Source organism: Methanosarcina spelaei, from assembly GCF_002287235.1.
GTDB classification, from domain to species: Archaea; Halobacteriota; Methanosarcinia; order Methanosarcinales; family Methanosarcinaceae; genus Methanosarcina; species Methanosarcina spelaei.
This window is the reverse complement of record NZ_LMVP01000050.1, coordinates 1-12,666: the sequence shown is the minus strand read 5'-3', so window position 1 is coordinate 12,666 and position 12,666 is coordinate 1. Positions and strand designations below refer to the sequence as shown.

The following is a 12,666-nucleotide window of genomic DNA, read 5'->3' as shown; positions in this document are numbered from 1 at the left end:
AGGTAAATCGATGGGGAGAATACATGAGGAAGAGATTTTTTAGCGAAGTACTGAATATAGTTTTCATAAAATTAGTTCTCATAAATTAGTTCTCATAAATTAGTTCTCATAAATTAGTTCTCATAAAATTAGCTCTTATAAAATCAGTTCTCATAAATTAGTTCTCATAAAATTAGTTCTCACAAAATTAGCTCTCATAAAATTAGCTTTCATAATCTACAAACTACTTGACAAATTATACTTGGGCTTCGATAAAGTATCTTTATTCATTTTATCACAGTGGCTTATATAGAGTATCCATTAAAGATATTTTTTTATAATAGATGGATGCAAAAGAGATAAGCCTTTGAGGCTATCAAAGGATACTGGCTTATATTTTTCTGCCAGGTCCGCTACCCGTATAATTTGTGAGGAAATTAAAAATGTCAGAAGAGAACCGTGTCGGTAGTAAGATACGCCAGCTTAGAGAAGCCAGGGAGATGACTGTTAAAGAACTGGCTGAAGCCAGTCAGAGCAGTGAGGAATCAATCCAGCAGCTAGAAAATGGAGCCCTTGTTCCTTCCTTAACACCTCTTTTAAAGATTGCCCGGGCTTTAGGCGTCCGGCTTGGTACTTTTCTGGATGATATGCCCCAGAGTGGACCTGTAATTGTCAGGGAAGGACTTTCAGAGAATGTGGTCCGTTTTTCAGGGAAGGCTGAAAAACCCAAGGAGAGTGCTCTTGAGTTTTATTCCCTTGCCTCCGATAAAGCAGACCGCAACATGGAGCCTTTTATCATTGATATTCATCCGTCTCCCGAGGAAAGCCACCAACCATCTTCTCATGAAGGAGAGGAGTTCATTTATGTCCTGTCCGGAGAAATCGAGATATTCTATGGAAAGGATGTCCATAAGCTAAACGCCGGAGACAGCATTTATTATGACTCTATTATCCCGCATGATGTACATGCAGCAGGAAAAGAGGACGCAAAAATTCTAGCTGTAATCTATGCTCCTCTGTAAAGCCGCAATCAGGCAGAGGAAAAAGTGGGCACTTAATTTTTACTGGCTGGAGAAACTCCAGATTTGAGAAATTAAACACAAGTACTTGAGAGTTAAGGAATCAAAATGTTCAGTACAATTGTTAGTCCGCGTTTTGGAGACATAGACGGGCTTGGGCATGTGAACAATACTGTCCTCCCGGTCTGGTTCGAAATTGGAAGAAACTCCGTGTTCCGGCTTTTTTCACCGGACCTTGATCTTAGCCCTGATGTATGGCACCTTATTCTTGTCAGGACTGAGTTTGATTTTCTGCACCAGATGTACTTCAGGTCGGATGTGGAAATCAGGACTTATATTGCAAAGATAGGGAACAGTTCATTTACTGTCGGACACGAAGCATGGCAGGAAGGCGAACTCAAGGTAAAGGGTCAGGCAGTGCTGGTTTATTACGACTTCAAACTCCAGAAAGCAATTCCTCTTCCTGATTCTATCCGCGAAATTCTGACCTCACACATGTTTCCTACGATGAATAATGCTGAAACAGATACGGATTCCCCTTGCTCTATTTAAATTACTTGACTGACTGCCCGCAAATCGAGTTTTGGAGCATAATTTTGGAGCATAATTTTGGAGCATACGAGATGTCTCTGTTCGCAAGCAGACAGCTCCAAAAAAATTGATAATGCAAGTGAGAGGCTGATACCATGCATCTTATAAAAGAGTCCCTCGGTAACTACTTTGAAAAACAGGTGGCTGTAGACCCTGACCACGAGTTTATTGTTTATCCTGACCGCAACCTTCGTTTTACTTATGAGCAGTTCAACGAAAGGGTCAATAACCTTGCAAAAGGGCTGCTAGCTATAGGCATAACAAAAGGAGACCATGTAGGAATCTGGGCAAAAAACGTCCCTGACTGGCTTACCTTCATGTTTGCCACAGCAAAGATCGGGGCAGTGCTTGTTACTGTGAATACTGCCTACAAGAGCCATGAGGTCGAATACGTATTAAAACAGTCCGATATGAAAGCCCTGGCTATGATTGATAGCTACAGAGACGTTGATTATATTGAAATAATAAATGAGCTTGTCCCTGAGCTCAAAACCTCTGAGAGAGGAAGATTGAAAAGCAAAAACTTTCCCTATCTTAAGAGCATAATTTACGTAGGACAGGAAAAGCACCGGGGTATGTATAATACAAATGAGCTCATGCTTCTTGGCAGCCATTACCCTGATAACGAGCTCCGCGAGATTATGGCCAGTGTCGACTGTGACGATGTTGTCAATATGCAGTATACATCAGGAACGACAGGTTTTCCTAAAGGAGTCATGCTGACTCATAAAAATATCTTAAATAACGGGCTTTCTATTGGAGATCGACAGAAGTTCACCTATGTGGACAGACTCTGTTTTCCTGTACCACTTTTCCACTGTTTTGGGATAGTACTCGGAGTTATGGCCATTCTGACCCACAGAGGAACGCTTGTTATGCTCGAAATTTTTGATCCTCTACTGGTGCTTGCTGCAGTACATAAAGAGAAATGTACGGCTCTTTACGGAGTGCCTACAATGTTTATTGCCGAATATACACATCCGATGTTTGATATGTTCGATCTATCTTCCCTGAGGACAGGAATTATGGCAGGTTCCACTTGCCCAGTAGAAGCCATGAAAAAAGTCGTAAATGATATGCACTGCTATCAGATTACAAGTGTTTACGGACTTACGGAAGCATCTCCTGGTATGACCCAAACTGATGTGAATGATCCTCTGAAACTCAGGGTTGAAACTGTTGGCAAGCATTTCCCGGGCGTAGAAGTCAGGGTTGTTGACCCCGATACCAATGAGCCGCTGCCCCCAAACACTGTAGGAGAAATATGTTGTCGCGGGTATAATGTAATGAAAGGTTACTATAAGATGCCTGAAGAAACGAAAAAAGTTATCGATGAAGATGGCTGGCTTCACAGTGGAGACCTTGGGACCTGTGACGAAAACGGTTATTACAGGATCACAGGTAGGATTAAGGACATGATTATCAGGGGAGGAGAAAACATTTATCCAAGGGAGATTGAGGAACTCCTGCTCACCATACCTGAAGTTACGGACGTCCAGGTTGTTGGTATCCCTGACAAAAAATACGGGGAAATTGTAGGTGCCTTTGTGATTCTCAAGAAAGGCGCAGACCTTACAGAAGCCGATATCAGGGATTATGCCTTAAGCAAGATCGCCCGCTATAAGGTTCCAAAGCATGTATTCATTGTAGACGAATTCCCACTGACAGCAAGCGGTAAGATTCAAAAGTACAGGTTAAGAGAACTGTCTGTGGAACTTCTTAATAAGCAAGGTTAAAATAGCGATTTATTAAAGTCAGTAGCTATTGATAGTTAACAGTTTATTAATAACAGTTATTGATAGTTATGATAATTATTGATATCCATTGATATTTATTGATAGCAATTAACAACTATTGACAGTTATTAACAACTATTGATAGCTATTGACAGATATTAACAACTATTGATAGCTGTTGACAGATATTAATAGCTAGTAACAACTACTAACCACTATGATAATTATCGATAGCGTACGTTAAAAAGTCGACCGGTTGTGTTATTAGCTATGTTGTTTTGTCGATCATTAAGGTCGATTTTCTTTCTCAATTGAGTTTCAATTCGTTAATTCTTAAGCTTTGAAATTTCAAAGCTATTAAAAAATTAGATATCGGCAAATTTTAAATATCGGTTATATTTTTGAAGAATATTTTAATTTATTCCCATGCTAAAAAGTTTATGATAATACAAAAACGATGGACAATTGAATATTTAACGTAATTTATTATATATACGATTTCAGCATTAGAAGGATGTAGTTGTAAGAGAAGCGCAATAGTACATCTTTGTGCATAGCGTATGGGGAGTTTTTCTGTAGGGGTTTCATCGATTGAGAGTTCAGGATCACAAAGGAACTCTCAATCAATCACCACAATCAATTAAATGTTTGTACTGGTCTCTTGCAACTATGGGAAGAATATGGGGGAGTATTCTTCAAGGGGGTTTCACCGATTGAGAGCTCAAGGGTCATCAAAAAGGGCTCTCAATCAATTACTAACTTTTATCTTAACTTGGACATTTAATTACGTTTAATTTAACTATTTTTGATTAATTTTTAGCATAATTTTTTAATCTAGGTAAATCGTACAAACAATCTAGTTTTTCTCCCGGTTGAAATTCAGCTTTTGAGTTTTCCCCCAATTTTACCTTTTCAAATCTTCAAACAACCAATAACTGTCCTATTCTATTTAAGTCCTTTGATGAGTCACTTTTATTTGTGTGTGTACTAACAAGTGTTGCTCATTATATGGACATAGCCTTTCATTTATAAACACTTTAAATTAATATTAGTATAAAAAGACAATTAAAACCCGTTATTAACTTTCCTTAATATCTCTGTACTGGTGAACATTCTAGTGTCGAGTCAAACACAAAATGTCGTATAAAATCGAGTGCAGTTATTGGGAATCATTGAATCCTTGACAATTGACTTGACACTAGCAATTAAACGAGTGATTTCAACTACGAATTTAGTTTTTTGAAAATAAGGTAAATAAGCCAATTCCATGGGTATTTACACAAAAAGTGGCAGAATCTCTGTATAAAAGGAGCGAAATCCGAAATGCAAGGTAAGGAATATAAAGAAAAGCCGAAAATTTTGAGTTCCTCCATTTTTGGAGGATAATTCATATAAGTCCTGTAAGTACTATGCCGATTCCCATGAGAGCCACACAGCCTACGGCTGCAAAGTCTACTCTATTCCAGGCAAGCCTGCCCTTGTCCACGCTGTGTCTGTCCCTGTATCCCCTCATATCCATTGTCAGGCCGAGGACCTGGGTTCTTCCAAGAGAATTTGCTACCAGGGGCACAAGAAGCGGTTTTATACTCCTTACCTTTCCACGAAGCCCTTTTCCCGGATTGTAACCCCTTGCAAGTTGGGCTTCATGAATGCGCTGGCCTTCAACCTGCAAGCTCGGGATAAAGCGAAGGGCAATTACAAACATAAGCACATAGTCCACAGGAATGTGGATTTCCAGAAGAGCTTTCATGAGGTCACTGGGCCTTGTAGTGACCACAAGAAGCTGAAAGGCAAAGAGCATTGCAAAGAATCGAAGGGAAAGAACCACTCCAAAATCCAGAGCTCCGGTAGTGACCGGAAAGATCCCCTTGGCAGTAAGAGTTCCTGCAGGGATAAGAAATCCCAGGGTTACTCCGTTTTTCATGGTAAAAACTGTTAACAGGATCAGGCTTACACTCAGGAAAACAAGAAGTTTGAGCTGTCTGATAAGTTCGTGATGGAGTCCGGCTTTGAGGGATACCAGAAAGATTCCAAGTACCATAAGCGCCAGGACTATGGAATTCGTTGTAAAAACGCTCAGAACTATAATTCCTGCAACAGCTACAATTTTGGAGAGTGGGTTCATGCTGTGTAAAAAGCTGTCACTATTAATATACTGCATAATCTCCTTCATGCACAAATGCCTCCAATATGTCCTCTGTTCACCTGCTCGCTATCTGCAGTTTCCTTTCTGGTATCTTCGATTATTTTTCCGTCAGCCATGCGAATAACCCTCTCAGCATGGTCTTTTACTATTTGCATGTTATGGGTCACCATGACTATTGTGTGCCCTTCCTGCTGAAGCTTTCGTATAAGGTGCATCATATTGTCCGATTCTTCGGCGTCCAGACCCGTTGTAGGTTCATCGAGCACGATAAGTTCGGGCTTCATGGCAATTACGCAGGCAACTGCCAGCCTCTGCCTTTCTCCCCTGCTCAGGTTTCGAGGAAAAACTCTCAGTTTTTCATCAAGATTTACAAGTTCAAGGGAATCGGCTATTGCTTTTTCAGCCTCAAGCCCTTCTATATTTATATTATTTAATCCGAAAGCAATTTCTGCTTCGACGGTATCTTCAAAAAGCATATTGTCAGGGTTCTGAAAGACCAGGCCGGTGTGTTTGACAAGCTCGTTTACAGGAGTTTTTGAAGTTTCGAGGCCTTTTATAATTACGCTTCCGTAATAAGGGCGTAAAAGTCCATTGAAGTGTTTGACAAGGGTTGTTTTGCCTGAACCATTCTCGCCCAGCACAGCAACGAGCTCTCCAGGATAAATCTCCAGGTCTATGCTGTCGAGTGCCAGGACTTCTCCGTAACGCTGTGTGAGATTTCTTACGGAAATAATGGGCTGTCTTTCCTTAACCTTATTCTGAGGCATATAAAGATTTTGTCTGCTAGTTTCAGAAATTTCCTGTTCTGAAGAGGGAGAAGATGCTGCAAGAGAAGATGCTGAAAAATCAGCCGGACTTTTTATAGCTTTTATTTTGCCCTTTTCAAGCAGCACAACCCTATCCCCGATTTCGAGGAAATCGTCTATGTTGTGGTCTATGATTATGATAGTCTTTCCGGATTCTTTCAGCCGTTTCAGGATTGAAAAGATTCTTCTTACGGCCTTTGTATCCAGTTCGGCTGTAGCTTCGTCAAGGATAAGGACTTCGGTATCGAGGGCAAGGGTTGCTGCAAGTGCAACTTTTTGCTTCTGCCCTCCGGAAAGAGCATGTGGGGCCCGGCTTCTAAGATGGCTGATTTCGCAGAGTTCCATTACTTCTTCCAGCCTGTGTCTCAGTTCTTTTTTGGAATAACTCCGGTTTTCAAGCCCGGAACGGATTTCCTCTTCGACACTTGTGAAGATAAGCTGTGATTCCGCATCATCAAAAACCATCCCGATATGTCGGCTCAGTTCCTTCATGCCGCTAAAACTTTTTATGTTTCGGTCTTTGAAAATGATTTCTCCTTCGGTCTTGCCTTCTATTTCATGGTGCAGGACGCCTGCCATAGCAAGAGCCAGTGTCGTCTTTCCGGCTGCACTGTGCCCGGTAACCAGAAGCAGTTCTCCCTGTCGGACCTCAAGGTTAATTTTTTTCAGGACAGGGTTTTCAGCTGTTCCGTAGGTGTATGAAAAATCTTTCAATTCAATCATGCTTTCCCCCGGGCAAGCACCCTTGAGGCAGGCAGGTAAAGTATCTGCACAATGCTTGCATTGACGATTGCGGTCACTATCACAATCGGGACCGTAGCAGCTACAAAAGCTCCCATGGTTGCGAACTTGGAAAGTATCGCAGGAGCAATCATAATCATTGCAACGATTACAAATGTTGATCCGCTAATCAGAGTTCCTACCAGCGTTGAAGGCACAGGAGAAAATGAAAACTTATTCCTGAGACTTGTGTACGTGACAAGGCAGGCAATGGCACCCACAGGCTCACTGATAAGGTTTGCAGGCGGAAATATCGAATGACTGAGAAATGCGCACATTATGCCTGCTACAATCCCTATACCTATTACTTCCGTGAATGTAGGCATCACAAGGATTATGGCAAGGCAGTAAAACGCTATTACAAGATTTGAAACGATAGGACCCGGAATTACAAGGGATAAATAGCGCACTATTGCGCCGACTGCAAGCAAAATTCCAACAATGGCAATATCCTGAGATTTCATTAAAAATCACACAACCTGTAAATACTCTTCGGGAAATTCTCCCGTAATCTGAATTACTGTGATTATAAACTCGATAATTCAATTAAACGTGGCAATTCTATTACACAACTTAGTACTATAAGGCATAATAATGTACATTAATATATAAACTTTATGCTTTAGTAGCCTGCATTATACTTATATTAGTTTCATCTTCAAATTTAAGGGAGAATTTTCCAACTAGAAAAGTATGTGTCAATTTTGTCATGTGTCAATTTGTCATGTAATAATTCTGTCATGTAATAATTCTGTCATGTGATAATTTTATTAAACAGTTGTGAAACTGAGTGCGCCTTTTGAGCTTGTTTTTTTGACCTTGTTTAAGCCTTACTTCTCATAAATATGTGAGATTTACTTCTATCAAACAATTCAAAGGTGATACTTATATTCCGTTTTTTATTAAATAATGGTTCTAAAGGTTGTAGAGTTGAAGAGCAAGTCAGAAGTCGCTTTCGATAGGAAAACTAATCTGGTGTAAGAACAATAGGATTTACAAAGACTATTGTGGGGTATGGTATATCGTCGGTTAATGTAAACGATCTGGATGAAGTCAGGACTATTGAAGAAGGATTCAAAAAAGCATATAGTGGGGACCTGAAAGGAACAGTAGAAGCTGTTGACAAACTCAAGGGTTTTGCACTCCAGTTGATTCTCCTTGAAGCCGATGCTGAGAATGAGTTGGATATAAAAGCACTAATCATCTCTATAGGGGATATAGCGAGAGTATCTGCCGAAATGAAAATGGATCAGGCATGCTCAGTTTCAGGTCGTATTCTTGGAGATATAGCTCTTGAGGCTGCCGGCCAAAAAAGGGTCCATATTGCTATAAAGGCTTTATCCATTGTCGGGAGTCTTGCCCTGGAGTTTACAGGAAAAGGCTTGGAAATGGCAGCCAGAAGTACAGCCGAATCACTTGGAATTTGCGGGAAGAGCTTTTCAAGAATTAAAATGGAAACGCTGGTCAGCCTTTCTGAGGTTTACCTTATGCAGGTATCTCTGTTATCCATAAAAAAAGGCTTTTATAAGGCCGGAACTGCTGCTATCGATCACCTTGGGGAGATAGGAATTGCTTCTGCCGAACAGTCAATAGAAACCTGTACTCTGGAAGCTGCAGTTACTCTTGAAGATCTGGGTAATGCTGCTGTAAGGGAAAATAGTGAGTCTTACGTAAAGGCAGTAATCGAGGCACTTGAAAACCTGGGAACTGAGGTCTCTCGGCACGGAATGAAAAACACACTTGTCCAAATAGCATGGTCTCTGGAAACGATTAGGGTGCTTACTCTGGAGCAGGGCCTCAAAGGAGCCTGCTTTGCCGCAAAAGCTGCGCTTGAATCCATTAACACGGCAGGAATGCTTGATACAGAACAAAATCTGGAAAAAATAAGAGAAATAAAAGAGTTTCGTTCTTTTATCATGAAAAAAAGTTAAATAAGCAGCTGGAGAAAATTAGAGTTAAGAATGTAAGTAGAGAGTTAATCGTAGAGAGTTTAGAATGTACGTAGGGAGTTAAGAATGCAGAATAGAAAGTTAAAGATGCAAAATAGAAAGTTAAGGATGCAGAATATAAAGTTAAACAATTAAGAAACTTAACAAAGCAGCAAAGCCTTAACATCTATTTTTTCTGTATTTATATATAAAGAAAATAAAATATTATAAAAACATTATATAAATCGTTATATAAATCACGTAAAATCATGACTCAGTACCAAAACCTAGTGATGAATTTAAAGTTCAAAATCACTAGGTTTTGTAATTAGTCATGATCCTTGTGACATAACTTAAAAATTGAAGTCTTTAGATGTCGAATATTGATTTTGATGATAACTGGACTCTTCTTGCTAACTCAGGTCTTCAATTAAAAAATACGAAAATCACTGGATTTTGGAACAGAGTCAAAATCATATGAATTATATAAAAAATCACATAAAAAATGCATAACATTACATAAAAAATAAATAAAAGATCAAGTAAAAATCACATAGAATAATTACTAATGAGAAAAGTTCCATATAAGAAAGATTATGGTGCTCCGGCCGGGATTCGAACCCGAGTCTTCGGCTCGAAAGGCCGGAATGATTGGCCGGACTACACTACCGGAGCACATTGCATCTCACAGCGAGACCTTCAATAGACTTTAGTAATATATAAACCTGTCCCCTGTCTGCAGTTTCTAGTGTAATCAATTAATGAGATAATCTTTTATGTAATGACTGTTTGATTTATTTCATATCCCCTTTTATAGGTAGAGCAAAATTTTCTAAAAAGTTTTCTAAAATTTCTAAAAGATTTTCTGAAAGAGGGTGTTTGATATAAGGAATCCAGGTGGACAGGTCATAAATCATAAACTTTCGCGCTCAACTTTAGTATTTTTAATTGATAACATTAACTTTATAGATATTAGGAAATATGTTATAAATAAATAGAAAATGTTCTCATATTTAAGTAGAAAACGTGATAAAAAAGCATATTGTCAGTATAATGAGAAAGCACATTATCAGTATAAGAGAATTATATTAAGGCAAATATGTAAAAAGAATATAGTGCTCCGGCCGGGATTCGAACCCGAGTCTTCGGCTCGAAAGGCCGGAATGATTGGCCGGACTACACTACCGGAGCTTTTGTTGTATCTTATTTTCCCCTCATTGAAGGGGTTCTTCAATAAGGGGTTTTTCTATATATAGTTAGCGGCTGGCAGTACCTTTCAAAATGTTATTGGTTGTTAAATTAGGAAATTTCTTCCTCATATTTCTTCTTCAGCTTCTTCTTCAGCTTCTTCTTCAGCTTCTTCCTCATCTTCGATATCGGATTCCAGATCGCCTATATCTTCCGATTTGTCCTCTTCTTGAATGAGGTTGTCAATCCATTCGCTGAGTCTCCCGCAGTATTCAGGTTGACAGTCACCCGTACAGCCTGTACAGGCCGAAAACAATGATCCTGAAAGCAGGAGGTCATATTTTTCCTTAACCTCTTCCTTTGCTTTCAGCAGGTATGTTCTTGCCCCGTTTGAGACTCCAATCTCTCTTATAATTAGGTCTTTATCCAGAAGCTTTTTTATGATTCTGGAACATTTTCTGCTGTCGATATCCAGCTCTTTCCAGATTACGTTCTGGAAAACGCCTTCTTTATGTCTTTTTATTATATTATAGGCTTCTTCTTCAAGATCCATGATTCCACACTATAAAGTTCCTTATGAAGTTTTATTCTTCTACAGGAGTAATCAGTATAATGTTATTACCACGAAGTACTACTGAACCAAGGGAACGAACTTTTTCTCCTTTCACGATCTCCATGGTGTCCACGAGATGGAGGTTCATATAGTCATCCACGCTCTTAAGAGTGCCTTCAAGCAGATTAAGATCGCCTTTCATTTCTACCTGGATTCTTGATCCAACAATTTTCTGAACTTTTTTATTTGGGAACAAATTTAAACCCTCGCTGATTTATTCTGAATTCTCCCCGTACTTTTTTCTGTTTTTTACGTCCCAAGCCAGTGAGAAGCAAGTTACATTAAAACCGCAACCACATTCGCGGTTTACTTGCTGTCTGTATCAGTCGCTTTATACCAGCGACTGAAAAATTTCTTTATGTTGTCACTCCACCGGCTTTTAAGAAAACTGAAAACTACTTATCCTTTACAGAGATATATAACCATCGATCTCCAAGAGCTCTCAAAAGACTCCTGGGTCAAATAGTTTTTCCAGTTCCTTTTCGGTATTTTATTCTGATTGAGTGAAGAGGCGTATATAATGGTCAGATATAACCCTGAAGATCCGTACTTTCGTCAGCAAGCTTTGCAGACTCTTTTCTTGGTCTCGGGATTGCTCTCGCAATAGGCCCGAAAACGGATTCGTATTCATTTATATGCTGGGTAAGCCAGCGGGAAAGCTCAAGTGCAGCTACCGGAGAAAGTATCACTTCGGTTTCTACACGTCTCTGGATAACCCTTGATTCCGAGGCATCTCCGAACAGTTTTGGAGTGTCATTATAAAAACCAATCCTGAAATCATAAGGGCTGTGCCCACCTGCAGCTCCGATAGCATATATCTGCCTGAAGTTTTCAGGCTTTACAAACTCGATTGTAATGCCTTTCTTAATCTTTTTGGAAGCTGTGCTTTCGATATTTTCCCTGGATTCTGCATCCTCGGTCATGAAATTACCTCTATTTTTACTCTCAGAATATCTGATCAGATTTTGATCCATTATACTGGCTGGCCCTTAAAAAGCTAGCCAATTCTCTAATAAACGATGCAATCCCACATAAGCAGGAACTTTTTACTTCGTTATACAGTGTTATCTGCAAAAATGTTTTTGATATATTTGTCTGTAAAGACATTTTTAATATTTTTTATTTCTACAAGTGTTTTAATACTTTTATTTGTAAAAACGTTTGTAACTATTCAGGGTATAGTTAGCGGCGCTCCTTTGAGCGCCGCGAGAATACCCTCTAAAACAGGTAAACCATTCTTTCTTATTGTTGAAATATATGCTCTAATTCTGCAGAAAGCTTCCGCTCCTCGTGCAGTTCTGAAAGTTCCTGATATTTTCTGCTGTAGCTTCATCATCCTGACATCTCTTTCTGCTTGATTATTCTCAAACGGAACTTTCAAGTCTGTCAGGAATCTCAGAATCTTGTCTTTATGTTCTATAAACCTATCAAGCAGATTCCTTGCTTTGGTTTTTGGATTCTTACCACGTTTTCCTCGTTTTTCAGGATTTAAAGAAGGTGGATTTTCTTCAATTCCTTTCGCGACTACAGCATTGAACCTTTTTTCTAATGCCTTAACTTGTTCAAAATCTAGATTTTTGACCTGCTCTTTACACTCATCAGCATACTTTTTCATTTCAGACAACAGCTCATTCATATCTTTAGCCCATTGCTGTTTATAATTCTCTTCAATTCCAGTAAGTTCTCTCTGGAGATGAACATTGCAAAGAGCATGATCACAATTATAACTGTTGTAAGGTTTCCATCCATCGTGAACTGCTACCCCTTTAAACTCTGGAAGAATTCCCATAGCATCAATAGCTTCGGATCCTCTTTTTGCATGAGTAAAATAACAGGTGTATTTGTCAGTAGAAGCTACATGAAGCCAATGTCTTTTTCCT

Annotated in this window: 11 protein-coding genes and 2 tRNA genes; 4 read left to right on the top strand and 9 right to left on the bottom strand. The window is 39.4% G+C overall.

The annotated features are described in order from the left end of the window. Positions 1-422: 422 nt before the first annotated feature. The 3 genes from ASJ81_RS04155 (at position 423) to ASJ81_RS04145 (ending at position 3,325) form a co-directional block, all read left to right on the top strand. Complete coding sequence (locus ASJ81_RS04155) at positions 423-1,001, top strand: helix-turn-helix domain-containing protein (RefSeq protein WP_095643382.1); 579 nt, start codon at positions 423-425, stop codon at positions 999-1,001. Positions 1,002-1,106: 105 nt separating this feature from the next. After that, positions 1,107-1,550, top strand: a complete 444-nt coding sequence (locus tag ASJ81_RS04150; protein ID WP_095643381.1) for an acyl-CoA thioesterase — start codon at positions 1,107-1,109, stop codon at positions 1,548-1,550. 134 nt (positions 1,551-1,684) lie between these two features. Continuing rightward, positions 1,685-3,325, top strand: a complete 1,641-nt coding sequence (locus ASJ81_RS04145; RefSeq protein ID WP_095643380.1) for an AMP-binding protein — start codon at positions 1,685-1,687, stop codon at positions 3,323-3,325. Positions 3,326-4,712: 1,387 nt separating this feature from the next. Here ASJ81_RS04145 and ASJ81_RS04140 read toward each other — a convergent pair. Genes ASJ81_RS04140 through ASJ81_RS04130 form a run of 3 tightly spaced genes read right to left on the bottom strand, consistent with a single transcriptional unit; the run spans position 4,713 to position 7,521 of the window. Next, on the bottom strand, positions 4,713-5,498 hold the full coding sequence (locus tag ASJ81_RS04140) for an energy-coupling factor transporter transmembrane component T family protein (protein ID WP_095643379.1): 786 nt from the start codon (positions 5,496-5,498) through the stop codon (positions 4,713-4,715). Further along, positions 5,495-7,000 (bottom strand): ABC transporter ATP-binding protein, encoded by a 1,506-nt coding sequence (locus tag ASJ81_RS04135; RefSeq protein ID WP_095643378.1) that lies wholly within the window; start codon positions 6,998-7,000, stop codon positions 5,495-5,497. Before ASJ81_RS04135 ends, ASJ81_RS04140 begins: the two co-directional genes overlap by 4 nt. Beyond that, entirely contained in the window at positions 6,997-7,521 is a 525-nt protein-coding gene (locus ASJ81_RS04130; protein WP_095643377.1) for a hypothetical protein, read from the bottom strand. The genes ASJ81_RS04135 and ASJ81_RS04130 overlap by 4 nt, the downstream gene beginning before the upstream one ends. Before the next feature lie 543 nt (positions 7,522-8,064). Here ASJ81_RS04130 and ASJ81_RS04125 point away from each other — a divergent pair. Next, a complete protein-coding gene (locus ASJ81_RS04125) occupies positions 8,065-8,988 on the top strand; it encodes a hypothetical protein (RefSeq protein WP_095643376.1) in 924 nt (307 codons plus the stop codon). 594 nt (positions 8,989-9,582) lie between these two features. On the opposite strand, the gene ASJ81_RS04120 is transcribed toward ASJ81_RS04125, so the two are convergent. The 6 genes from ASJ81_RS04120 to tnpC all read right to left on the bottom strand — a co-directional run. After that, positions 9,583-9,660 (bottom strand) — tRNA-Glu (locus ASJ81_RS04120). A gap of 441 nt (positions 9,661-10,101) precedes the next feature. After that, positions 10,102-10,176 (bottom strand) — tRNA-Glu (locus tag ASJ81_RS04115). 124 nt (positions 10,177-10,300) lie between these two features. Next, on the bottom strand, positions 10,301-10,726 hold the full coding sequence (locus ASJ81_RS04110; RefSeq protein ID WP_095643375.1) for a helix-turn-helix transcriptional regulator: 426 nt from the start codon (positions 10,724-10,726) through the stop codon (positions 10,301-10,303). A gap of 31 nt (positions 10,727-10,757) precedes the next feature. Then, positions 10,758-10,982 carry an LSM domain-containing protein gene (locus ASJ81_RS04105; RefSeq protein ID WP_048107204.1) on the bottom strand — a complete coding sequence of 75 codons (225 nt, stop codon included), beginning with the start codon at positions 10,980-10,982 and terminating at the stop codon, positions 10,758-10,760. Between the two features lie 328 nt (positions 10,983-11,310). After that, positions 11,311-11,709 carry a DUF3467 domain-containing protein gene (locus tag ASJ81_RS04100; RefSeq protein WP_095643374.1) on the bottom strand — a complete coding sequence of 133 codons (399 nt, stop codon included), beginning with the start codon at positions 11,707-11,709 and terminating at the stop codon, positions 11,311-11,313. 248 nt (positions 11,710-11,957) lie between these two features. Further along, a partial coding sequence (gene tnpC, locus ASJ81_RS04095; RefSeq protein WP_141241575.1) for an IS66 family transposase occupies positions 11,958-12,666 on the bottom strand: 709 nt, incomplete at its 5' end.